Genomic DNA, 23,812 nt, shown 5'->3' on the forward strand with positions numbered 1-23,812 from the left:
CCCTCATTCGTTATACCTTAACTTTTCCTACACTCTCTCAATTTGCCGCGCTTTGGTTTAAACTTGTGCGTTGGTATCCCCATTGTTTGAATCAGGGAATTTCATGTCAGACACAGAGCAAGAAGCCGGCAAAAACATCCTGGTAGATTTCACCGACCTGATCAATAAAGGCAGTGTTGCCCAGGTACGCCGCAAGATCAACAAAATACACCCCGCCGATCTGGCTCATTTGCTGGAGTCTCTGCCACAACCGCAGCGACACAGTATTTGGGAGTTGATTAAGAAAAAAAATCGCGGTGACGTACTGGCCAGCCTGCATGATGATGTAAGAACCAACCTGATCCAGACCATGGAACACGATGATCTGGTCACCGCGGTTCAAAGCCTGCCTAATGACGACTTAGCGGATATTCTCGAAGATATTCCGGAGGAAGCCACCTCACAACTGCTCCAATCCATGGACGAACAACGGCGTCAGCGTTTAGAAGCCGTTATGTCATACCCGGAGGATACCGCAGGCGGCCTGATGAACACCGATACCATCACCGTACGCGAAGACACGACGCTGGACGTGGTTCAACGCTATTTGCGCCTGCTGGGTGAAATTCCACAAGCCACGGATAACCTGATCGTCATTAACCGGGAAGGCACCTATATTGGCACCCTGGCGCTGACGGATTTGTTAATCAAAGATCCAGGTTTATCCGTTGGCGCACTCACCAAGCGGGACAGTCAGGCGATTGACGCCCATCTACCGCAACAGGAAGTGGCACATATTTTCTCGCAACGCGATCTCATTTCCGCCCCTGTGGTGGATAGTGAAAACAAACTTTTGGGACGTATTACTATTGACGACGTGGTGGACGTTATTCGCGAGGAATCGGACCACTCACTCATGAGCATGGCGGGACTGAACGAAGAAGACGATATGTTTGCCAGCTCCATTACCAGCAGCCGCCGTCGCAGCGTCTGGCTGGGTATCAATTTACTCACCGCCTTACTGGCCTCCTGGGTAATCGGCCTGTTTGGTCAAACCATTGAGCAACTCGTAGCCTTGGCCATTCTGATGCCAATTGTCGCCAGCATGGGGGGTATTGCCGGAAGCCAAACCCTGACACTGGTGATTCGGGGCCTGGCACTGGGTAAAGTCAGTCCGGCCAACGCCATGCGTTTGATCAATAAAGAAGCACGTATTGGTCTGCTCAACGGCTTAATCTGGTCACTGGTAGTCGCAGCCATTGCGGTGCTCTGGTTCGGTAACGAAAAACTGGGCTTAGTTATCGGCATGGCTATGATCGCCAATCTCGTTGTAGCCGCACTGGCAGGGGCATCCATCCCCATCGTACTACAAAAGTTCAAAATCGATCCCGCTCTGGCCGGCGGCGTGGTACTGACCACGGTAACCGATGTCATTGGATTTTTGGTATTCCTGGGCCTGGCGGCTCTGTATCTCGTGTAAGCATTAATTATTAAGGACAGCACATGCCTTTACCCGTCACACCGCTACTTACCGTGGATATCATAATCGAGCTGAGAGATCGTCCGAACCACCCCATTGTACTAATTGAACGACGTAACCCACCTTTGGGCTGGGCACTGCCCGGCGGCTTTGTGGATCGGGGCGAAACGCTGGAAACAGCGGCCATACGCGAAGCCAAAGAGGAAACCTGCCTGGATGTCACCTTGGTGGCCCATTTAGCCAACTACTCCGCCCCCAAGCGGGATTCCCGCTTTCACACCGTTAGCAGTGTCTATATCGCCCACGCTCAGGGCACCCCGCAAGCGGCCGATGACGCCATCAATCTTAAGGTGTATACGCCCGACCAAATCCCCACCCCCTTGGCGTTTGATCACGAACAAATCCTTAGAGACTATCTACTATTTAAGCAAACGGGCTGCAAACCCGGACTATTGCCGACGACATAAGTTTTTATCATTCCAGCCCGCATGGATTTTCCCCAGCGTTTCTGTAAAATTGCGATATTCTCTCGCAATAAGGGATTCTTGAATGAGCATTCCGGGAATTCGAAAAAATGACAAGCGACTCACTGCATTGGTAACCGAAATCTCTCTCGACTTGTCGCAAGGTAAAAAACACGTCGTCGCCGGACTGGGCACGTTCTCCGCTTGCAGCCGCAAAGCCGGCGCCGGAAACCCCGCTTGCACCATTGCCATGTTCCGAGCCTGTACAGAACTACGCGACTACGCAGAAGGCGGGACCAAACCCAAGACCGAAGGAACTCACGCGCCAATTGTGCAAATCATTCTCAACGCCATGAAAACCCAAGAAACCGTGGACATCCCGCGATTCGGTCGTTTGGCGATGGTGAAAGACGGAAAAAAAACCAAATTGATATTTCACGGCGCTGATGAGCTCAACGGCAAACTTGGCATAAAGTGAATCATCAATTAATGAAAACAGAGTTTTTGCAACAAGGATTCTATTTAGTTAAACAAGCCATCCCAAAAAAGCAAATAGACTCGCTGCTACAAGCGCTCAATCCACTTCAAAAAGAAAGCAATCACTACGGCGTGCGCAACTTAATGCAGCGAGTTGCTGAGATTCGTGATTTAGCTCTATCACCTACCCTACATGGGTTGACAAAAACGATACACGGAGATTTTTCCCAACCCGTAAGATCGATATTTTTCGACAAAACATCACAATCCAACTGGAACGTAGCTTGGCATCAAGACACATCCATCGCATTAAAGGAACGGCACGCTGTTCCCGGTTTTGATTTATGGAGTGAAAAACAAGGGATACCGCATGTAGAACCGCCGCAGGAATATTTAAACAACATGGTTACTTTGCGCCTGCACCTGGATAGAAGCGATAAAGACAACGGCGTCTTGCGGGTACTGCCGGGCACTCACCGCAATGGTCGCACAAGCTCCAAACAACTCATTAAACAAGTGGAACAAAACGAGTCCAACATCGTTGAATGTGTTGCCGAACCGGGAGATGTTTTAATCATGAGTCCCTTGCTGTTTCATTCGTCGCGAAAAGCTGTCCAAACAACACACAGAAGAATCGTACATATTGAATATTGTTCCATGCAACTACCGCCACCGTTGCAATGGTACGAAGCCTGATCGGGCCTTGAAAAATGAGACCTCATGTTTGACACGAGATTGGCAAAATATACAAACAGGAAGCGGGCCGGGTGCTGGCGGTTTTGTCTGCCCCTATGCAGGTGATTGGTTCGACCAGATAGTGAAGGGTTTCAAGCAAACACCAGAAACCGCTTCATACTGTTATTTTTCTAATACTTAGGCGCGCATACAACAAACGCGTACAACAAAAGGAGCACGACCATATGCAGTTTTTTGTTTACGTTACCTTGATATACCCCTATGAGCCCTTCCTCTGCGGAAGGTATGGTCAGAACGGGGAAATTTATGCAGAAAGCTTTTGAGACCGGCAAAATTGTGACCACGGGGAAATTCCCCCAACAAGTGACCAACGTACAGCTGGACGGGGAGTTCTCCATCTGCGCCAATGTATGGGCAACGGTACCTTGCGTATGGCCCAGTTGGTGGGAACCGGCGCTGAAGAGCTCAAACCCCCGGCATGAGCTTTCGACAATCAGGAGAAACCGTGCTTAGCGCTGTTTCTCTGGTCTCCAAATCCAGTAAAATAGCGTCATGATATATGCTATACCCACTTTGGCCTTGTTGGCACTCATTTTTGGGCCCCAGCTATGGGTCCGCTATGTACTGCGCAAACACAGCCGCCACCTGGACGGCATGCCCGGTACCGGCTCGGAACTGGCCAGACACTTGTTGCAGAAGTTTGGTTTAACTGACGTCAAAGTGAAGCAAGGTGGCAAAGATGAAAACTACTACCACCCGGAACAAAATACCGTGTGCTTGAGTCCCGATGTGTATACGGGAAAATCCCTGACTGCGGTGGCGGTAGCGGCCCACGAAGTGGGGCATGCGATTCAGTTCAATAAACAGGAACCCGTAAGCCAACTGCGGGGAAAATACTTAAATAAAGCGCACAGAATCCAAGCTGTTGGCGTATTCATTCTCACCGTGCTGCCCATCGTCAGCCTGCTCATAAGAATCCCCCATTTAGCGCTGGTCTCCGCGCTCATTGGCATTCTCACCATGGCCGCTTCGGTCGCACTTTATGTTGCCATATTACCGGAAGAATTCGATGCCAGTTACAATAAAGCCCTACCTATTTTGGCAACCGGCTATGTGCCTGAAACCTATATGCCCGCTGTGCGGCAAATTCTCAAAGCCTGTGCCCTCACGTATGTTGCCGGTGCGTTGGCGGACATACTGCGTTTGTGGCGCTGGATTGCCATTTTAAGATAAACACTTTCACACCGAGATTTTTTAAACCATGCAGACACAAGACAACATTTGGATCAGTGATTTTTTAAAACTGGAAAGCGCCGGGGGCATATTGCTGTTTATTGCCTCATTGGCCGCAATCATTGCGGCCAACAGCTTCGTCGCACCGTATTACGATTTGCTCCTTAGCGTACCCATAGAAATTCGAGTGGGCAGCTTTGAAATCGCCAAACCCTTGCTGCTTTGGATCAATGACGGCCTGATGGCCGTATTCTTCTTTCTTGTGGGTTTGGAGCTGAAACGAGAATTGTTGGAAGGTGAATTGGCAGACCGAAAAAAAGTCGTACTACCTGCCATCGGCGCAGTAGGCGGCATGATCGTACCGGCAGCGATCTATTTTCTTTTAAATAAGGACGACCCGGTAGCCATCAAGGGTTGGGCGATTCCCGCCGCGACAGATATCGCTTTTGCTCTGGGGGTATTAAGCTTATTAGGCACGCGTATTCCCGTTTCTATAAAAATATTTCTCACCTCCCTGGCAATATTCGACGATATCGGCGCCATAATTATTATCGCCGTGTTTTATACCTCAAAAATCTCTTTGACCGCACTTATCGTTGCGGCGCTGTGTTTATCCGTGTTGTATTTTCTTAACAAGCGCAACACAGCTTCCACCAGCGTATATATTCTGGTGGGCATCATCATGTGGGCAGCCACATTGAAATCCGGTGTTCATGCCACGCTGGCCGGTGTTTTGCTGGCCATGTTCATTCCCATTCGCTCAGCCCATAAACCCGACTATTCTCCATTAAAGAGCTTAGAACACGACTTACATGCGGCCGTAGCGTTTTTTGTACTACCGGTGTTTGCCTTTGCCAATGCCGGCATTAGTTTCAGCGGTGTCAGCGCCGAGCAGCTCTTGCATAATGTGCCCATGGGAATCACTCTGGGCCTGTTCCTGGGCAAGCAAATAGGGATATTCGCTTTTTGTTGGCTCTTCATTAAATTGGGTTTGGCGAGTTTGCCTAGCGGTATGAATTGGCGCAGCTTATACGGCACGGCAGCACTTTGCGGCATTGGTTTTACCATGAGCCTGTTTATCGGCTCCCTGGCGTTTGAAGAAACCGGCGTCAATCTGCTGTTTGATGAGCGTCTGGGGATACTATTGGGCTCTGTCCTCTCGGGAATTCTGGGTTACCTAATCCTGCGTAGTAGCCCTCATCAAGCTGACCCTGAGAAAGGGTAGCCGAACAGTCCTTTCCTATGCTGCGATAGGTTTATGGGTAATTAAGAGGGTTCGCCTGGAAAATGAAATGCTGTCTGCACTAAAAAGGAGCAGGCTTGAATTGCCCATTTTACTTTACGCTTTCTTTACCCATTTCAAACCACTGAACATAGGGCTGATAAGGTTTTCTCTTTTCCAAAACAGATAGAAAAACAGCACAAATACGTGTAAGGATACCAATCCCAGAATAAGGTACGACAAGTAATAGTGCCAACGATTGAAAAACTTGGCGGTATCCTCGGACACGTAGTCGAACAAAGGCCCGTACTCGAAAAAATCATCGGCATCAATAAACAAACCGGATATGGCCTGCAGGAGGAGAATCAGCAAGACAACCACAATCCACAACGATCCCATGGGGTTGTGCCCGGCGTAACCGCTGGGTGTTCGCTTCATGAGGGTTTTTGAATAAGCAATTACTTCACTGGGGCGGGAAAACAATGCTCTTAGCCGTACCGGATCAGGCCCTACCATTCCCCAAATCAATCGAAACAATAACAAGGCGACAATGGTATAGCCCAAATAAAAGTGCCAAAGCACCGAGTCTGACGACATGAACTTGCCAAACAGCCAACTGCCGGATACTGCTACAACGAAGATCCAGTGCCACACGCGTGTCACTGGATCCCATATTTTTTCTCGCTGCAATGGACTCACCATGCAATGCGGCGTCGATTAATCGTCTTTCTTGCGGAAATCGTCATGACAGGATTTACACGCCTTACCCAAATCCTTCATCGCCTTGCCCAAAGCAGATTGACCGTTACCGGCAACTGCAGCCACTTCCTTAACAGCTTTGGCATAGTCTTTACCGTAATCCGCTATTTTTGGCCAGGTTTCCCAAATTTTTGGTAACGCGGTTGTATCATCCGGATACTCCTTATTGGAAGTACCCTGCATCCAAGCCGCGCTATTGTTTAATTCCAATAAAACTTTAAGGTTGTTCGCCATGGTCTGGGCTTTTTTGGCATCGTAGGGCATTTTTCCCTTGGCCATGGCCATTAATGGGCCCATGTTAAATTTTCTGATTTGCATTTCGCCCTGTCGCGCCTTGATAGCCCCTTTTTTGGGGTCTTTATCGGCGAAAGCAGGCGAAGCCAAAGCCACGCACAGCACCGACAGGATTAATCTGGAAACAATCTTCATAAGTTAATTCTCCATTGTGTAAAGGTAACCGGATAAATATAGATGACTCTCAATATTTTGCGAGTATGGTCTATAAACGCCGTTTGCACCGTTTTATTCCCGGGTTTCGTATTTAAAAAAAGCTCAGATTGTGACCAAGAAATAAATAGCTTTTGGTTTCGCTATGGCGTGAAAACCCTTGTGCCAAGTACAGAGGCCCGATGGGCGTATCGACTCCGACAAATAAACTTCCAGCTAGTACTAAAGTACCAACATCGATTTCACTACTGTCATTCCAGGCATTGCCCGCCTCCACTGACATGCCAAAATATAATGGAATATCAATCAGCGTTGGCCAATTAATATAATCACCGGTATATAGAATGCGAGCAATTCCGGTATATCGTCCCATATAAGAGTTTCTTTCCAAGCCCGACAAGCTGAATAATCCACCCAAGGTATACCCCGTATCCGGCTCTACATCACCTCCCACCACCGCTCCCACACTTCCCCAAAACGTCAGCGTGTTTTTGCCAAAGGTTTCCGACAGCAGTAAATTGATTCGCACCCTGTCTTGCTCGCCAGCATTTCCCAGCGTCTGCCGCAGACCCAACCAATGGACACTTGCCAGAGACCCGGACGTCGGAAACTCCATGCTATCCAAATCGTCGTATACCATTCGAAGTTCCCATGCCCCCAAATCCGCATCATGATTATTAATAGACAACTTTCCCGTGTTGGGGACGCTGTCTCCAAACGCCCGATTCAGACCCAGCTCCACAGAAAATTGAGAACCAAACCAGCGACCCGCAACAAAACCCAACTGAGCAGTAGCCACTAAAGTATCATTGACTACATCGCGGGTTTTCGTAAAATCGTTTAAATGAGTTTGTTCAAATCTAAACCAAGGACGCACATAAAACTCTAACCGTCGATCCAAGGGTTGATAGAACTCCGTATGAAACACGTCGTTATAACCCAGTTGCAGCTCCGTGCGCCATTCACTGCCTGAACTCCCAACGGGAACCGTGTTGGCCGTCAAACTGAGGTGTGACTCAGTGGGTTCAGCATTGAAGTTGTTAGCGATGTTGGCGCCAAAACGCAAAAAATTGGGGCCCCAGGCTTTTTGCTTGGTGGTCAATACTAAGGTAGAGGTCCCATCGGAAGTCTCCAAATCAAAATCCACGCTTTCAAAAATATCCAACCCGTTGAGTTTTTCGATATCCTGTTCCAACTCTTTCATGTTTAGGGGGCCGGGCCTGGTTTGAATATACGTTTCTATGACGGAGTCAGACATTCTGGATTGATTTTGAACGACAACCCTGTCAACCCGCAACGGGCGTGTGGGCCGCTGTTTCTTGGCCAGATACTGCGTATAGTCACTTTCCGACAAAGACAGCACCTTTAGTTTCTCGCTCTGAGACTGCGCTGCAAGAATACCTATTTGCGTGAGCTCCTTAATCCGCTTGAAATCGGTGGAAGAAAAACCACTGGTATCGGGTTGAATCAAAATATCCCGATCGCCCAAAGCATCCAGTTGAAACGATGTTGCGCGCTGAATGGAGATATCGATGCTTTGGCCCAAAATACTGAAAGGAGATCCCAAGTCTTTTCGATTTTTCAGTTTCGAACTCAAATCCACAACAATCAGAATTTCGGCGCCCATTTCCCGTGCGAGTTTTACCGGGACGTTATTCACTATGCCGCCATCCACCAGCAGACGTCCATCCCACTCTACAGGGGCAAATATACCGGGAATAGACAAGCTGGCACGTAAGGATTCGGCCAAGCTACCCTCACCAAGCACGACATCTTCGCCTGTTTCGATATCTGTGGCGACGGCCCTAAAGTTGATGGGTAAATCACTAAACTTCGTTGGAGCATGTAACGTGAGCGACTTGAGATACACGTTGAGCTTTTGGCCCTCAAGCAGTCCTGTCGGCATGTAAAACGATCGGTTTTTAAAACCCATTTCGTTCTTAACGGGATAACCCAGATAATCGGTTTTACGCCTGGGACTCAACCCACGCCGTGGTGCCCTATCGGAAAACAAAACTTCCCAATCCGCCTGTGACAAGAGTAGCTCCAACTCGGCCGGGGAATACCCATAAGCGTATAGGCCGCCCGCTATCGCCCCCATGCTGGTCCCGGTGATAATATCCACCGGTACTCGCATTTTTTCTATTATTCCAAGAACCCCTACATGAGCCGCCCCGCGGGCTCCGCCGCCACTGAGAACCAAGCCTACGACCGGGCGGTCTTGTTTGCCAAGCTCTGTCGCAAATAGGTTGTTATCAGCGCCAAGCAAAGTCAAAAACAGCATTGCGGGATGTACCGCTATAAACTTAAAATTTGGCATGGCAAAACCTAATTTCTGACATATCGTGAAAATGGTGACTGCGCTGTTATTGCGCCGGTACTGTAACGCCCAAGCCACTGTCGTCCAGGTCGGAATTCAGAGTGCGCAAAAAGGACTCCAATTGCACCAGTTCCGTATCGGTCAATTTAAAGGGTAGTAAATCACTGTGTCCTAAACGGGTAAGAGGTCTTTTCTGATAATGTTTTAGGACCTCTGCCAGCGTACTAAACTGTCCCGCGTGCATATAGGGTGCAGTTTTGGCAACATTTCTCAACCCGGGTATCTTAAATGCTCCCAAGGTATCGTCCACAGTGAATTTTATAAATTGCAGCTCTTTGCAACCATCTTGATTGGCGTCACTGTAGTCACTACGACAATTAAAAGGATTGTTCAGTACTTTCTGTACACCGTCAAATCGGCCCTGGTCCTTGCCCAATGCTTTCACACCGGGGGTGGCAACGTTCTTAAAATCGTGGTTAGTGAATAACGGGCCCGAATGACAAATGACGCAGGTCGCTTTACCTATAAACAGTTTCAATCCTGCCTTTTCTTCTTCCGTATATAAGGGCTCAGAGCCCTGCACTACGCCGCTGTCCATTGCCTCTACATATCGATCAAAGCGGCTGGGACCGATAATTATCGTACGCTCATAGGCTGCCAGTGATTTTCCTATATTGACAAAGACCCGTGTCACCGTATTTTGATCCTCCGAGGACATGCTCTCCCAAGCCAGACTGGCAGAGGTGTCCGTTACGGGGCCGGCCTGTCGGGGAAAGCGGGATACATCGGATAGATCCGGGAAAGAGCCAAATACCGATTCATATAAACGCAAATACTCCGCATCACTGCCCAGCACATGAGCATAGTGAGTACGATTACCACCATGCTCCACGCCATTTTCCAAAGGCCCTAGAGCCTGAGACCATTGGCTATCTGCACGACCATCCCAAAAAAACCAGGGGCTATACGCCATACCAATGATGCTGGGAGCATTGCGCCGGGTTTGCCCCATACCGCGTGAAAGCGCTTGTCCGTCAGTAAAATTCTTACTCGGATCATGACAAGTCGCACAGGATATTTGACCGGACGCACTCAAGCGTGTATCAAAAAACAGCTTTTTGCCCAATTCAGCGGCTTTAGGATGGTCTGCGTATTGATTAGTCGGATCTTTAGGCAATGGAGGCAGATTCCCTATCCAGAGACTACGTACTATAGACTTTTCAGAGTCTGTCCAGCTCTGCGCTCCCACTTTGCCGTCGGCGGCAGCACAGACAACACTAACTGAACACAATAAAACTACAACAAAATTCGATACAATTTTCAGCATAATGGGCCGGCTTATTTTATGTTGACGACAAATACCGCCTTATCCCGGACTTTTCCGGCAATGATATTCAACCAAATCTCCCACTGTCCCGGCATGTTGAACTTAATACCGTCTATCAAATAGTTACCGTTACCGAGATTTTGTGTGACTTTTGGATTTGTGGAAAAACCGTGCTTGTGCTTGGGCATACCGCCATAAACCATGATATTGGCTGTTTCCACCGCCACTGCATCCGCGTCTTTCACTTGCAAGGTCCAATCGTGGATTTGGTGCAAAGGAGGTGGTGTTGTGTTTGGAAATAAACTCAACACAAAGCGTTTGTGATCGCTTACAACCACTAAGTGTGGCTCCTGACTCACCATCGTTGTTGCTTTTAGCATAGATGAGTTTGTGGAAGCGCATCCTGTCAAAACCAAACTGAGGGTAATCAAGTTAACAGCTATTGTAAAACGTTTCATTTCCGTCACTTCAGGAAAAACCGCTTCGGGCAATCAAGCCCAAAGCGGTTTGTTAAGTTAAACAAAAATCAAGTACATTTTTTATAAAACGCCCTGACCACCAACAATACGCGTGACGGTGGCACCGTTTTCACCCCGCCCCAACCAACTGGGTCCGGCACCAAAAACGGGCTGAACTTCACTAAAGTCGGAATCGGGCACGCCATCACAGTTCTTATCCACGCTCGGTGGTGTATTGGGACAACCACTGTATGGGACAGTAACAGTACTGCGACGTTGTGGGCCGAACTGCGCCGCAGAAATAGTATTGTTCGGCAAAGTTTTAAGGTACTCACGTATCATCTGCACCGGCGCCATATAATTATCAGGCGCGACTTGCAGCACTACCGGATTACGCGTGGGATCGACAATATTTTCCTTGTTCACAGGCCCGCAAATGCCAAGTTCGCTGGGCATATCAGGATCCGGATTGAAAGTACCACAGACGAAGCGCAAGTTACGTCCTCCGGAAGTGCGGCACTGCCGGTCAGACCCTTCACCATGAGGATAACAACTGATGACGGTATAAACTTTACCGGCATCAATTTTTTCGGCCCCCACTTTCATTTCCAAGATCCGACCTCCCAAAGTGGCTAAGGGAACGGAATTTGGTGCCGATTCCAGATCCAACACAAAATGCATATTGCTGGAGAAACCCATCCACCAACCGCCTTGATGACGGAAAGGGTGCGGATCAAATATTCCTTCCAGAAAACCTTCGTAACGATTGCGTAAAGCACCGCCGGAATAGTCCATCAAAGAAGCTGCCGGAGCGATAGGGATATAGTTATACAGCTCGCCCACGGTAATTGCCCCGTCAGCAAAGCCACCGTCCGGACCGTCCAAGGGGGTACCTTGGGCTAAGATAGGTATATCGTAACGAAACCCATTAGTAATACCGAAGGTATTTTCAGGGGTTAAATTTAAATCCGGATTTGTTGCAGCCAGAGACAAACCGGCGTATAGAGCAGCGTCTCCGATCATATTGTTTACGAAATCACCGATAACGTCGCGGCGCTCCAGCTCCACTTCTGTATAACCGACCACAGTGTCCAGCGGTGTACACAGCTTATGGCCTTTACCGTAGGGAAATCCGCCGTTACCAAACGTATGGCATTTGAAATCATCGCCGGAGTAAAAAGTTTTCACATTTTCCCAAGCGAGGGCTTTTATACCACCGGGAACAAAATAATCGGACTCGTCTTCAGGAACCTCGTCGGTCATTTCCAACAGTTCAAACTTGAATTTTTTCACTCGACCTTCGGAAGATACATTTAAGTCCAAACGACCCAAATACGCATCTTCACCGGACTCCACAATAATGGTCTTCTCGCCACTAGGACGCTTCACCACCATGGGCTCCGGCATGGCTTCGTGAGTATCGCCGCTGAGAATAACGTCAATACCGTCTATTTCTTTTGCGATTTGCACATTATCGCCAAGCCCAAGCTCTGTCGCTAACACAATCACTTGTGCACCGGCAGCTCTGGCATCGGCAATGTCTTGTGGCAGCTCTTCAAAGCCTTTGGTAAAACGAAAGCTCAAATTAAACAAAGGATTTTGTACCGGTAACCGTGTGGTGGTAATACCAATGAAACCCACTTTGATACCATTGGCTTCACGGATTACCCAGGGCTTGAACGTACGGTTCGAAGGAGACAGATTGATTTTGCGTGCGGCTCCTTGCGCCCGCTCGTTAAAGTTATAGACGTTGTTGGCCACAGTGTCGTAGTTGGCGGGGATCACATTACAGTCAGCCGGGCCGGCACTACCTGTGCACAAAGGATTCATGGAACTTAAAGTGGTCTGGTTGTTGACCGACATTTGCACCTTACCCTTTTGCTGGTCACGGTAGCGGTTACGAGTCGTACGGTTACCGTAGGCAAAATCCCAATTGCCCATCACAAAACCATCAATGCTCAGAGCATTAAATACAGGCATGATGGCATTGCCCAAGGTAAACATACACTCCGCACCACCGTGCGTGGCATCCCCAACCATGAACAACAGACTGTTGTCCTTACCTACCTCTTCACGTATGGATTTAATACCGGTTGCCAACTTGGCAACCCCTCCACTGTTAGTTCTATTACCTGCAACGATGAAATCTTCGTCGTGCGGTAAAATATGACAATGGACATCACTGAGATGGATGAGCGTGATATCTTTACTGGGAGAGGCCAAAACCGACTGGGAACCGAATGTCAATACCATGCCCAAAAAGGAACCCGCAATCCGGGGTACACTGTGTTTCAAAAATCGACAGTTCATTGTTTACTCCTTACTTTAGTATTATTTTTACTCCTGTTTTGACTAAAGCCACCACTCCACCCGATTCAAACCAGGCAGCGATACTTTAATCACATTTACAACGTTACTGCTTTTACAACACTTAGATACGGTTACCCCCTAGGTTTACCACTGAACAGACAGTGGAACACGGTTGACGCTATCGCGCTGGGAAGCGGGGAAGTTTTGCTGTCAATTCCCTTATTACATCTAACCCCAAGGGGAGGAGAAGGGGCAGAATTGAAATTCCAGAAGGTGGTGATTTTCCACCTCAAAATCACATCCGGAGGATAATATCGGTATTAAGAATTTCCTGCAACATGCAAAAGAAGACACTGAATCGTTTGTAAAGTAAAACGACAGCCAGCTTTCAGAATAATGGCATCGGACCTTAGACACAGTACAATAAAGCAGCAATATGCCTAAGGAACATTCTCACACGATAGGGTCACAGCGAAAACACCATAGAAGGAAGGATCAGCTCCTCTCATTCAACATCAGCCAAGTGTCCTTTTTAATCAAATACAGCACGTGTTCTCTCAGGGAATGATCCGGGGGTATTAAGGGATGTTCAAAATTGAACCGGGTATCTTCCATACCGATGCGCTCCATAACAGCACGCGATTTAAAGTTGCCCACGGAAGCAAAAGAATAAACCTGGGAGATGTGAAGTTCTTCGAAAGCCACTCTAAGAGCCACCCGAGCCGCTTCCGTCGCATACCCAAACCCCCAATATTCCATATCCAAACGCCAACCGACTTCAACGCAAGGGGATACCGGTAAATTGTAGTCAGGTTCATGCAAGCCGGTAAAACCGAGAAACTGTTGATCCTCTAAACGTTCCACCGCCCAAAAACCCCAACCTTTGGTTTGGATTAACCCCATAATTTTTCTCGCCATCGCATTGGACTCGTCTACCGTTAAAGTCCTTGGATAGAACTCCATAACCACCGGATCGGCATTCATCTTTGCAAACAACGGCAGGTCGTCTTCACGCCACTGTCTAAGTTTGAGCCTTGTGGTTTGGTACTCCATGCGGTTCTATCCCTATACATTTTTCTGTGTGTGTAAACGACGCATAAACATCAATTGACCCAAGATTTCTGCGTCGGCACTGAAACCCCAGCGTTGGTAGAATGGAAACATCGAGGCCAGACAATTTAAATCAATGTGCTCTACACTGACTAACTTCGGATGAGACAGAATTGAGTTCATGAGAAAAATCCCCAACTGTTTACCACGCATGTGCGGGTGTACAATAAGGTCATATAGGGTTGCTTTATAGACAAAATCGGTTAACACCCTGGCGAACCCCACAAGATTTTCTGCCTTGTCCAACACACCCAAAATAATGTCCGTATTGGCCAGCATTTTTTCAACATCACTTCGCTTGCGGGTATTGCACCAAAACTCATGACGATAGAGCTCCATGAGTTGATCTATTTGTTTCCCGCCCAGCTGCGAAACTAAGGTGTATTCATGCATGATGACACTGGGTTCCAAAGTTATCAAAGATCCGTTTCCAAGACTTCGTCGATTTTACAATAGAAACTTGTTTCCCGCATCGGCTGTAGTCTACTCTATGACCATGAACTTAAAGGATTTGCGATACGTTATTGCCGTTGCGGAAACCAAACACTTTGGGCGTGCCGCTGCCCGTTGTTTCGTCAGCCAACCCACGTTGAGTGGACAAATAAAAAAACTGGAGCAAGAACTCGGGGTTTGTATATTTGAACGCACCAATCGCTCGGTTGAAATTACGGCTATCGGTGGGGAAATTCTACAGCACGCTCGCTTAATGCTGGAACAGGCCGACGCCATTTCTCAGCTGGCCCTGGCGCATCAAGATCCACTGGCCGGACCATTGCGCATTGGTGCCATTCCCACACTCAGCCCTTACATGATGCCGTTGATACTGATCCCACTCAGAGACAAGCATCCACAACTGAAACTGGTATTGTCGGAAGAAATGACTCACGTGTTGACACAGCGGTTACGCAATCATGAAATTGATGCTGCGTTGTTAGCTACCCTGGTTAATGAACCGGATTTAACCCAAATCGAATTATTTAAAGAACCCTTCTGGCTGGCTCATCCGAGCAAGCACGAATTCTACCATAAGGAACAAATAACCCTGGATGACCTGAAAAACACCCAATTATTATTGTTGTCCGAAGGCCATTGCCTGGCCAAACAGGCACTGGAATTGTGTCAAACGGATGTCTCGGGAGACATGGCGGACTTGCGTGCCTCCAGCCTGGAAACCCTGTTGCAACTTGTCGGCGCGGGATTTGGTTGCACTCTGGTGCCGGCCTTAGCCATGCGCGGCAGCTGGACCACCGACAGTGGCGTCATTGCCCGTAAGTTGGAACTGCCCCAGGCGTTTCGCACCATTTCACTGGCGTTTCGCAGCAGTTTCCCCAGACGCGAAGCCTTGCACGCTTTGTGTAAGATTCTACTCAGTCAGTTACCCAATACCGTGCAAGCTCTACCGCAAGACTCAAGCTGGTGATTGTTACCGATGATCGTTGTACCATTCGATAAATTCCTTTAAATCCACCAACTCTATATACCCCATTTCGTCGGGCTCCTGAGGCAAACTCCCAACCTCAACGTAACCAATGTTATTGGCACACTCTAACTCTCCCAGAGCGGTTTCCAATATCATCCACATGGCCTCTTCGGATACATCAGCGTTCACATCCTCAAAATTGGGAATACCTATGCGTAATCCCAAGTCGTCGCTCGTATGGGATATGGGCAGAAACCACATTTCGTCCGGATCGTAGTGAACACCACCAAAACGCGTATAAAAACCAAATCCAATTCCAGTTTTAAAAGCGATGAAATTCCAATGCGGTAATTTTGGAGCTCGCTCGACCAACTCGATGACGCTGGTAAATTGCTCCACATCACCCTCGGCAGTGATAATCAATTCGCTTTGTGGTCCCGACTCTGATATCTCAAAAAACAATTTGTCATTGTAACGATGCAGCTGTTCCAGTATTTCGCCCATGATGCCATCGCGATCGGTTTCGTGTCGCGATTCTATTCTGCCCAGGTTGTCCTGAAACCAGGACCAAAAAAAATTATGTTGAGCCACTGCCTTATCCACCTTAGGTAAAGATCCAACGATTCTTCAGTCAGAATGATATAAAACATTAGTAGCGCTCACGAGTAAATAATACATACTAACTAATGTGACATATTCACACTGCCTGGAATACACATTAGCGCTGATCTAAACGCAGTCATCCAGGCAGTTGGCGTCGAGGGGAATGAAACCGAAGTGGTCACTGTAATTGACCCACAAACCGGATCAGCTCAGGAAAAAACTGTTGAAAATCGTCCTCCAGAGCTTCATAACAGCGATGAAAATCATGGATACCCTGGGCCAGATCGTTTCTATAACGTATTCTTGCGGCAGTTCTTTGTAAGGCGTATTCGATCCCTCCGTGGCTACGATAAGATTGGAGCATGCCCCCATGGATAATTGCCTGTAGAGTGTGGTGCAAACGCTGCGGGACTTGGTAGGGCAAGTCCTGATCCAGCAAGGCAATCCAATGCTGTAGCTGAGCTTCAAATCCTACAGGGGAGAATTCATCCCAATGTATCGCCAAAAAATGATCATAGAAAATATCCACCAGTATCCCGGAAAAACGGTAACGAGCCTGCTGGATACGCCCACGACTGCGTAAAAAAGTGGGGTGAGAATCGGTGAATTTATCAATTTGACGATGCTGAAATATACCTTTTTGCACCAAAATGGGGCATTCCTTCACGGCTTTGCCTTTGACAAAATCGCCCATGAGATTTCCCAGCAATTCATCGCGATTGGGTTGCGCTAAAAACAAATGTGCCAAAAAATTCACAATCCCGGTTGCCTTGTAATTCCCATTTCTGTCCTGTGTTATTCTATTTTTAATCAGTGTATGGTATTCATATTAACCTGTTTCCCTGGCCCCGGCTCCGATACTCAATGGGCCCAATAAAAACCCCTTTCCCTATATAGGGTGTATTTATGGATATATCCCAAATAAACAGCGACTTAAACCTTTTAACCATATTGAATCATGCCGTCAACCAGCATGCGATTATTTCCATGACAGACAAAGATGGCGCCATTATTTATGTCAATGAACTGTTTTGCCAAGTCAGCGGTTATTCCAAAAAAGAATTATTGGGCAAAAATCATAATGTGGTCCGCTCTCAAGCCCATGACACCAGGTTCTATCAAGATTTATGGCGTACGATAACCCAAGGCAAAACTTGGGAAGGCGTGATTCAAAATCGTCGCAAAGACGGCCAACCGTACTGGGTACAATCCACCATAGTTCCCATCCTGGATAACCACAAAAAACCCATACGGTATATCTCTGTGCGCACGGACGTCACCCAACGGGAACGGATGCGAGACGCCATGGAGCGCATGGCCACTGCCGATACCAGCCATGATGCTTTTAACGCCATAGCCAAAGCCATCTGCATCGGCCTGGACTGTCGATCTTGCCTAATAGCTCAATTTGTAACCCAAGATACGCAAACGCAAATAATCGGCAGCTTCGATCAAACACCGGATGTTGCACCAGCTAACGGCACACTATCCCCCGTTTTGCCACACAGCATTGCGGCTCATCTGCTTAACAAGGAACTGAGCTTGCTTGTCAACAACGCCGCTCACATGTACCCCGATGATCCCATACTCACCCGGCAAACCAGTGCTCTAATGGCGCAGGCCATACTGGATAATAGCAACAAGGTAATCGGACTTATATGCGCCACAAGCGGGCAACCCTTTATTCACTCGGGAACAGAAAACAGTTTGCTTAAGCTGGCCGCCAAACGTACCAGCCTGGAGTTACGCCGCGCGGAGTTCGAGCACGTGATACGGGAACGGGAACAGATGCTGGCCGCCGCACAACGTCTGGCTAAACTGGGTAGTTGGATCTTGGACTATCGCAACGGGAGTTTACATTGGTCCGAGGAAGTCTACCGAATTTTTGAGTTAGACCCAAAGACCACCACACCATCCTATGAATTGTTTTTACAAATGGTACACCCCGACGACCGCGAGCTGGTGCAACAGGCTTACGACAATTCCCTGCAAGACCGGAATGACTATTCCGTTCTGCATCGCTTGTGCCTGGAGGGAAAGCGCGAAAAATGGCTGCATGAACGCGGCGAAACCAGTTTCGATTCACAAGGTCACCCCATACGCAGCATCGGTTATGTTCACGATGTCACCGAACGTAAGCTTATAGAGAAAGAGCTCAGGGACAGCGAACAACGCTTTGACATCTCCCAGACCTTTGGCAACATCGGCTCATTTGAATGGAATATAGTGACCAACCAGGTACTTTGGTCCACCCAAATGTGGTCCATCCTGGGGTTGGATCGTAGCATCCCACCCAGTTTTGATGCCTATATAGAAAGAGTACATCCTGACGACGTCGATATATTGCAAAAAGCTGTTTTACAGTGCGTGGAAACCGCGACGGATGTGGATATAACCTATCGACTGATCCACCCCGGAGGTGAATTACATTGGGTCCGTGGCCGCGCCAATATCCAACACAATGGCGAAACAAAACGTATGCTGGGTATAATCATAGATATTGATAAACAAAAGCTGGCTGAAGATGAACAATCCCGGCTGCAAACACAACTGCAGCAGGCGCAAAAAATGGAATCCATCGGCCAACTCGCTGCCGGTATTGCTCATGATTTCAATAATATGCTCTCAACTATAGTGGGTTATACGGATTTGTGCAAAGAACTATATGTGGATCCGCAAAGCAAACCCGCCCAGTATCTAAATGAAGTTTTGAAAGCGGCAGAACAGGGACGTAATCTGGTCCAACAGATGCTGACTTTTGGCCGAGCTGCACCGGGTCATCGCAAAGCCGTACTCGCCGGGCGTTTGTTGAAGGAAATCTGCAAACTGCTCCACGCAACCTTGCCATCCCGAATTGCTTTGAAACCCCAAGTAGAGCAGGAATGCCACGTGTTAAGCGATCCGGTACAATTGCACCAGGTGGTCACCAATCTGATATTGAACGCCAGAGACGCTCTGGGACCCCATGGAGACATCCGTTTGATCTTGCTACCTAAAACCTATATTGAGGGAACATGCAGTAGCTGTGCACAACCGTTCCGAGGTGATTTTGTGGAAATATGTGTAGAAGACAATGGTCACGGAATCTCAGAGGACAACCTGACACATATATTTGAACCGTTTTTTTCCACCAAACAAATGGGAAAAGGCAGCGGCATGGGCTTACCCATGGTACATGGCATTTTGCATCAGCAGGACAACCACATCATTGTGGAATCGCAACTGGGCCAAGGCACAAAATTTCGACTGTTTCTACAACCGGCTTTAGAAAACGAAACAACGATAACACCGACCAAAACCGAGAAACCGCTGCCGCAGACCGTTAGCGAGTAGTGAGTCTTTAGCTAAAGAGCCCTCAGCGCGTAAGAGCCCTCAGCGCGTAAGAGCCCTCAGCGCGTAAGAGCCCTCAGCGCATAAGAGCCCTTTGCGCACAAGCCCTATAATTCCAATTTACGGTCTATTTCCTTCGCCATGGCGTCAGCCTCCTTGAGGTGTTTACCCTTGGGATGGGAACGTTTATAACCGTTGATTTCTTGCCTTGCTTTTTTCAACCAATGCAGTTTGGAACCGGGCTTATCGGCTTTCTTGTATTTATCCCAAGCATCGGTCACGTATTTAAAATCGCCATCGTCTTTTTGCACTTTGGCGATCACTGTCCATTTGTCCACCAAAGCTTGAAATTGTACATTGCCGGGATAGGCTTTTAATATGTCCTGCAAAGAATCCAACACACCCACCGCATTCTGATCCTCATCAGAGTAAATACGCAGTAATTGCTCTTTAGGATCACTCAAAGCGACCATGCCACGAAAGCTGCTACCCCAATACAGAGCCACATCCAACAAGGATGCAGGGTCCGGTTTCTCTTCGAAACTGACCCGTACCATGTCCTTTTTCCCGTCCACAGGAGTAACCACCGGGCTGAGCCGATTGTTTCGGGCCGGTACATCAAAAGGATGCGATACAAACTCCATGCGGTTGGTATCCAGGTCTTTTTGGTAAACCAACAGCTCCAACGGCTTGTCTCCCGGCGGAATTACCGGAATCTCAGCAAAGTGTCTATAAAACACATCCCAATGTTTGAAACTTTTGACTCGAACATAGTCACCGCCCTGGGTCGCATATACGCCATAGGCTTTTATTGTGGACAGTTCCGCGGCCTTTCCTGCGCTAACAAAACCACACAACAAAATTCCACCCACAACCAACCAAAGCTGCTCTTTCATAACATTATCCTATCTTTCATAACATTATCCTAATAGACTGATATTAACTGTTATCACAGTTTAACTGCATCCCCGGGAAAGGCAACCGAAGCGCCTGCGCCTATTTTCCCAAAGACTCCCATACATGTTCCGCAAACCCGACACCCGCTTCTGCAAAATAGTTATACGCATCGTCAGCGCCCGCCTCCAACACTGAGACCACATCCTCCGGAAACACGCCCGTGGCGCTCACCCGTCCTTTGTAGCCCCGTTTACGCAATTGAATAACAGCGGCCCTGTTAGCTGCGACGTCCGGCATCGCCAGCATGATAGCTTCCACACTATCGAGGTTTATATTGCTCCACAAGTCCGAATCTTCTGCGTCAGCATATAAGACACGACGTCCTGCACTACGATGTTTCTCCACCTTACCCGGATCCGAGTCCAGGCCGATGACACGCATTTGACGTTGGTTGAGAAAATCATAAGCCCCTGTACCCACACGCCCCATCCCGACAATCATCAGATTCGAGCTGCCAATGGATATGGGCACATCATCCGGATGCCGTCGAGCCAGTTCAAATCGACAAAGCAGCGAAGCGTAGCGATCGTATAGAGTATGGGCTAAGCGATTAGCCGGAGCCGCCACCACAAAGGACAGGGCCACTACCACTGCCAACAGCACCAACCAGTCGTTCCCCAGCCAGCCGTTGTCTACCGCCACGTTGGCTGCGATCAACCCAAACTCACTAAAAGTGGTCAAACTTAAGCCTGCCAATAACGCGGTGCGCGCCCTTACCCCAAAGGACAGCAACACAAAAAAGAATAGAACCATTTTCACCGGCAGCAGTAGCAACAGTAACAGCCCGAAACCAAAAGTCTCCCAAGTAGGGATGCCGGACATACCAATCTGTAGAAAAAAGCCAATGAGGAAAATCTCTTTTAACCCCCACAAGGCGTTGGACAACTCCGATGCCCGGTCATGCCCGGCCAACAACACCCCCAAAACCACGGCCCCCAATTCTGCACTCAAACCCAGCGCGTGAAACCCGGCTCCACCTGCGACTAAAGCCAAAACCAAACCAAACAGGAGCATCAAATCGTCGTGACCACTTAAGTCCAACAACTTATGAATAAGACCACGGAGCAAGGGTAAGGCGAATATCAACAACGCCCAGGGTGAGGGCATTTGTCCACTGGCGGTACTTAAAAAAGCCACCGCCACCAGATCCTGCATAATCAAAATACCAATAGCAACACGACCGTGAAAGGCGCGCAGCTCACGCTTTTCTTCCAACACTTTGGCTGCCACAACCGTACTGGAAAAACTCAGCGCTAAGGCGATAACTACGGAAGTGGTCCAACTGCTCCCCACAGAGAAATACACCAAAACACTTACGAAAGCTGAAAAAACCACCATATGCAACAAGGTGCCCAGCAACACCTCGGACCTGGCCACGTTCTTCAAACGCAGTTTCAGGCCCACGCTGAATAACAACAGCAAAACCCCTGTCTCCGCCACGTGTTTGATCATGTCGCTGCCGGATATCCCGTATCCATTTAGAGCAAATCCGGCCACCAAATACCCTACCAATGGTGGCAGACCGATGGAGCGTGCTGTCAATCCCATGAGGAACGCAATGGCTATATATATCGTGAACACTTGCACCTTCCCAGTGTGAGTTTATAATCCAGTGGATTCATACAGTGTCACGAATTCCACAACTAAAAGTCAACCAACAGCCAGTGGCTGGGAGCACTTTATGGCGAACCGGCCATCTATTGCCGTGAGCAGTTGTTTACTGGGTCACAACGTGCGTTATGATGGCAGCAACAGACACTGCCGCATCGTCACAGATATTTTAGCCTCGCAAATGGAATTTATCCCTCAATGCCCGGAGGTGGGACTGGGGATGGGCTCCCCACGACCTACCATCGGCTTGTATCAATACAAACAAACCTTGCGGTTGCTGCGTAATCCGGACTACTACGACTTTACCGACGCAATGGACCAATATGCGCGGGTGTCGCTGCAAAAGCTCTCGAAGATAGATGGTTATATATTTAAAAAAGGCTCCCCCAGTTGCGGGCCCTGGCAAGTACCGGTGTACCAAATGGGCAAGCCGGATCCTGTAGGACAAAGCGCCGGCCGGTATGCGGCTGCTTTTAAACAAACCTACCCGTGGATACCCGTTACCACCGAAGTGAGCCTGCAAAATCGCGACATCTTGGAGAACTTCACGCTTCGCGTACAGACACTATATCGCTGGCACCAGAGCGAACCCATCGACCTGGGCACATTGAGACAATTTCACAGTGACTATACAAAGCAACTGCCTTTGAATGAGCTACACCGGACACAGCTAAACACTTTAGTTGAGCAAGCCACCGGAGAAACATTAACATCTGTCCGGGCTGTGTATTTGCAACGGCTTATGGACGCACTGGCACCGGAATAATTTCATATTTCTCTAACATTCCCACAGTTCCATGGGTATTATTTTTCGATTTTTATTCGCCCCCAACCCTTTAAGAATTTTGATCCGGCCCGATACAGGGCTTAACTGGTGTAACAGCGAGGACCGAATATGAGGTTGTTGGTCAGGTTTTTTCCGGGAAAATCGCCAAAATCCGGATTACACAGCGGCATCGCCGTAGCATTGGCGATAGCGATAACGATGGTGTTTAGTGCATCTGCTCACGCCGTGGAACACGCAGGATTCAACACGCTGGAATACGTTGACTCCGAGCTAATCATTAAACACAATCTAGCCGAAGTCAGCAGTTCGATATTCAATAAGGCTAAAAACGAGCTGAATGACACTGGGTCCGGAAGCTGTGTAGGGACCACCTACCGTTTCGATCTGCAAGGTCAATTGGTCAGCACTCACCTGAATCGTCTCAATGGTTACTGGCAAAGTCTGTATGAAAATGGCCGGCTGGTGGACTACGCCTTCGTAAATTCCGATACGGGCGAAGTGCAAAAACAAAGCGAAAAGCTTGACCCAAACAAATTCAAAAAACAATTGCAAATGATGCGCAAGGTCCTGGAACAGACCATGTCCAATAAATTGGCCATCGCCGGGAATCACAAGCGCTATTTTTACGACCCCTGCTTTAACCTGGACGGACTGTATCAAATGGAACTGGTGGAAAGTGGACCTTACGGGCCGAAATATGCAAAAGCTTATTTGATCAAAAAAGGGAAGAACCCACAAAGCCCCGAGATTTTGTATATTTACTTTGACTATAAACAACAGCAAGTGGCTGACAATTCAGCCGCTATTCCTGCCCCCTAAGAG

The 23,812-nt window shown here is 48.3% G+C and carries 22 protein-coding genes; 10 read left to right on the plus strand and 12 right to left on the minus strand.

Going from position 1 to position 23,812, the window contains the following annotated elements; all coding sequences use genetic code 11:
- Positions 1-103 precede the first annotated feature (103 nt).
- The 6 genes from mgtE (at position 104) to nhaA (ending at position 5,554) form a co-directional block, all read left to right on the plus strand.
- Positions 104-1,459, plus strand: a complete 1,356-nt coding sequence (gene mgtE / locus OEY58_08760) for a magnesium transporter (GenBank protein ID MDH5325537.1) — start codon at positions 104-106, stop codon at positions 1,457-1,459.
- Between the two features lie 23 nt (positions 1,460-1,482).
- Positions 1,483-1,926, plus strand: coding sequence for an NUDIX hydrolase (locus OEY58_08765; GenBank protein ID MDH5325538.1), 444 nt, complete (start codon positions 1,483-1,485; stop codon positions 1,924-1,926).
- Positions 1,927-2,008: 82 nt separating this feature from the next.
- Positions 2,009-2,401, plus strand: coding sequence for a hypothetical protein (locus OEY58_08770; GenBank protein MDH5325539.1), 393 nt, complete (start codon positions 2,009-2,011; stop codon positions 2,399-2,401).
- Between the two features lie 11 nt (positions 2,402-2,412).
- Entirely contained in the window at positions 2,413-3,096 is a 684-nt protein-coding gene (locus tag OEY58_08775) for a phytanoyl-CoA dioxygenase family protein (GenBank protein ID MDH5325540.1), read from the plus strand.
- Between the two features lie 552 nt (positions 3,097-3,648).
- Complete coding sequence (locus tag OEY58_08780; GenBank protein MDH5325541.1) at positions 3,649-4,329, plus strand: zinc metallopeptidase; 681 nt, start codon at positions 3,649-3,651, stop codon at positions 4,327-4,329.
- A 28-nt stretch (positions 4,330-4,357) separates the two neighbouring features.
- Entirely contained in the window at positions 4,358-5,554 is a 1,197-nt protein-coding gene (nhaA, locus tag OEY58_08785) for a Na+/H+ antiporter NhaA (GenBank protein MDH5325542.1), read from the plus strand.
- A 114-nt stretch (positions 5,555-5,668) separates the two neighbouring features.
- Here nhaA and OEY58_08790 read toward each other — a convergent pair whose 3' ends face one another.
- The 8 genes from OEY58_08790 to OEY58_08825 form a co-directional block, all read right to left on the minus strand.
- The gene (locus OEY58_08790) at positions 5,669-6,214 is read right to left on the minus strand and encodes a cytochrome b/b6 domain-containing protein (protein ID MDH5325543.1); all 546 of its coding nucleotides are present in this window, start codon (positions 6,212-6,214) and stop codon (positions 5,669-5,671) included.
- 54 nt (positions 6,215-6,268) lie between these two features.
- Positions 6,269-6,739, minus strand: a complete 471-nt coding sequence (locus tag OEY58_08795; GenBank protein MDH5325544.1) for a cytochrome c — start codon at positions 6,737-6,739, stop codon at positions 6,269-6,271.
- A 112-nt stretch (positions 6,740-6,851) separates the two neighbouring features.
- Entirely contained in the window at positions 6,852-9,077 is a 2,226-nt protein-coding gene (locus OEY58_08800; protein ID MDH5325545.1) for a patatin-like phospholipase family protein, read from the minus strand.
- Positions 9,078-9,123: 46 nt separating this feature from the next.
- Complete coding sequence (locus OEY58_08805) at positions 9,124-10,404, minus strand: cytochrome-c peroxidase (GenBank protein MDH5325546.1); 1,281 nt, start codon at positions 10,402-10,404, stop codon at positions 9,124-9,126.
- 11 nt (positions 10,405-10,415) lie between these two features.
- Positions 10,416-10,862, minus strand: a complete 447-nt coding sequence (locus OEY58_08810; GenBank protein ID MDH5325547.1) for a FixH family protein — start codon at positions 10,860-10,862, stop codon at positions 10,416-10,418.
- Positions 10,863-10,943: 81 nt separating this feature from the next.
- Positions 10,944-13,172: a hypothetical protein gene (locus OEY58_08815; protein ID MDH5325548.1), complete on the minus strand. Its 2,229-nt coding sequence runs from the start codon at positions 13,170-13,172 to the stop codon at positions 10,944-10,946.
- A 495-nt stretch (positions 13,173-13,667) separates the two neighbouring features.
- Positions 13,668-14,225: a GNAT family N-acetyltransferase gene (locus OEY58_08820; GenBank protein ID MDH5325549.1), complete on the minus strand. Its 558-nt coding sequence runs from the start codon at positions 14,223-14,225 to the stop codon at positions 13,668-13,670.
- A gap of 12 nt (positions 14,226-14,237) precedes the next feature.
- Entirely contained in the window at positions 14,238-14,702 is a 465-nt protein-coding gene (locus OEY58_08825; GenBank protein MDH5325550.1) for a GNAT family N-acetyltransferase, read from the minus strand.
- Positions 14,703-14,778: 76 nt separating this feature from the next.
- Between OEY58_08825 and OEY58_08830 the strand changes: the two genes are divergently transcribed.
- Positions 14,779-15,702 (plus strand): LysR substrate-binding domain-containing protein, encoded by a 924-nt coding sequence (locus tag OEY58_08830; protein MDH5325551.1) that lies wholly within the window; start codon positions 14,779-14,781, stop codon positions 15,700-15,702.
- 3 nt (positions 15,703-15,705) lie between these two features.
- Here OEY58_08830 and OEY58_08835 read toward each other — a convergent pair whose 3' ends face one another.
- Positions 15,706-16,293, minus strand: coding sequence for a hypothetical protein (locus OEY58_08835; GenBank protein MDH5325552.1), 588 nt, complete (start codon positions 16,291-16,293; stop codon positions 15,706-15,708).
- Positions 16,294-16,483: 190 nt separating this feature from the next.
- Positions 16,484-17,062 carry an ACP phosphodiesterase gene (locus OEY58_08840; GenBank protein ID MDH5325553.1) on the minus strand — a complete coding sequence of 193 codons (579 nt, stop codon included), beginning with the start codon at positions 17,060-17,062 and terminating at the stop codon, positions 16,484-16,486.
- 149 nt (positions 17,063-17,211) lie between these two features.
- Here OEY58_08840 and OEY58_08845 point away from each other — a divergent pair, with 149 nt between their 5' ends.
- The gene (locus tag OEY58_08845; protein MDH5325554.1) at positions 17,212-19,638 is read left to right on the plus strand and encodes a PAS domain-containing protein; all 2,427 of its coding nucleotides are present in this window, start codon (positions 17,212-17,214) and stop codon (positions 19,636-19,638) included.
- A gap of 104 nt (positions 19,639-19,742) precedes the next feature.
- On the opposite strand, the gene OEY58_08850 is transcribed toward OEY58_08845, so the two are convergent.
- Together OEY58_08850 and OEY58_08855 are read right to left on the minus strand one after the other, a co-directional pair.
- Positions 19,743-20,531, minus strand: a complete 789-nt coding sequence (locus tag OEY58_08850; GenBank protein ID MDH5325555.1) for a hypothetical protein — start codon at positions 20,529-20,531, stop codon at positions 19,743-19,745.
- 100 nt (positions 20,532-20,631) lie between these two features.
- A complete protein-coding gene (locus tag OEY58_08855) occupies positions 20,632-22,173 on the minus strand; it encodes a cation:proton antiporter (GenBank protein MDH5325556.1) in 1,542 nt (513 codons plus the stop codon).
- A gap of 100 nt (positions 22,174-22,273) precedes the next feature.
- Between OEY58_08855 and OEY58_08860 the strand changes: the two genes are divergently transcribed.
- Positions 22,274-22,969 (plus strand): DUF523 domain-containing protein, encoded by a 696-nt coding sequence (locus OEY58_08860; GenBank protein ID MDH5325557.1) that lies wholly within the window; start codon positions 22,274-22,276, stop codon positions 22,967-22,969.
- A gap of 129 nt (positions 22,970-23,098) precedes the next feature.
- Complete coding sequence (locus tag OEY58_08865; protein ID MDH5325558.1) at positions 23,099-23,809, plus strand: hypothetical protein; 711 nt, start codon at positions 23,099-23,101, stop codon at positions 23,807-23,809.
- The last annotated feature ends 3 nt before the right edge of the window (positions 23,810-23,812 follow it).

This window comes from Gammaproteobacteria bacterium (assembly GCA_029882975.1).
Taxonomy (GTDB): Bacteria; Pseudomonadota; Gammaproteobacteria; order SZUA-152; family SZUA-152; genus JAJDNG01.

Excerpts from the sequence above, each read along its gene's own strand:
- mgtE (MDH5325537.1), top strand. The coding sequence starts at position 104 with ATGTCAGACACAGAGCAAGAAGCCGGCAAAAACATCCTGGTAGATTTC.
- OEY58_08765 (MDH5325538.1), top strand. The coding sequence starts at position 1,483 with ATGCCTTTACCCGTCACACCGCTACTTACCGTGGATATCATAATCGAG.
- OEY58_08770 (MDH5325539.1), top strand. The coding sequence starts at position 2,009 with ATGAGCATTCCGGGAATTCGAAAAAATGACAAGCGACTCACTGCATTG.
- OEY58_08775 (MDH5325540.1), top strand. The coding sequence starts at position 2,413 with ATGAAAACAGAGTTTTTGCAACAAGGATTCTATTTAGTTAAACAAGCC.
- OEY58_08780 (MDH5325541.1), top strand. The coding sequence starts at position 3,649 with ATGATATATGCTATACCCACTTTGGCCTTGTTGGCACTCATTTTTGGG.
- nhaA (MDH5325542.1), top strand. The coding sequence starts at position 4,358 with ATGCAGACACAAGACAACATTTGGATCAGTGATTTTTTAAAACTGGAA.
- OEY58_08795 (MDH5325544.1), bottom strand. The coding sequence starts at position 6,739 with ATGAAGATTGTTTCCAGATTAATCCTGTCGGTGCTGTGCGTGGCTTTG.
- OEY58_08800 (MDH5325545.1), bottom strand. The coding sequence starts at position 9,077 with ATGCCAAATTTTAAGTTTATAGCGGTACATCCCGCAATGCTGTTTTTG.
- OEY58_08805 (MDH5325546.1), bottom strand. The coding sequence starts at position 10,404 with ATGCTGAAAATTGTATCGAATTTTGTTGTAGTTTTATTGTGTTCAGTT.
- OEY58_08810 (MDH5325547.1), bottom strand. The coding sequence starts at position 10,862 with ATGAAACGTTTTACAATAGCTGTTAACTTGATTACCCTCAGTTTGGTT.
- OEY58_08815 (MDH5325548.1), bottom strand. The coding sequence starts at position 13,172 with ATGAACTGTCGATTTTTGAAACACAGTGTACCCCGGATTGCGGGTTCC.
- OEY58_08820 (MDH5325549.1), bottom strand. The coding sequence starts at position 14,225 with ATGGAGTACCAAACCACAAGGCTCAAACTTAGACAGTGGCGTGAAGAC.
- OEY58_08830 (MDH5325551.1), top strand. The coding sequence starts at position 14,779 with ATGAACTTAAAGGATTTGCGATACGTTATTGCCGTTGCGGAAACCAAA.
- OEY58_08845 (MDH5325554.1), top strand. The coding sequence starts at position 17,212 with ATGGATATATCCCAAATAAACAGCGACTTAAACCTTTTAACCATATTG.
- OEY58_08850 (MDH5325555.1), bottom strand. The coding sequence starts at position 20,531 with ATGAAAGAGCAGCTTTGGTTGGTTGTGGGTGGAATTTTGTTGTGTGGT.
- OEY58_08860 (MDH5325557.1), top strand. The coding sequence starts at position 22,274 with ATGGCGAACCGGCCATCTATTGCCGTGAGCAGTTGTTTACTGGGTCAC.
- OEY58_08865 (MDH5325558.1), top strand. The coding sequence starts at position 23,099 with ATGAGGTTGTTGGTCAGGTTTTTTCCGGGAAAATCGCCAAAATCCGGA.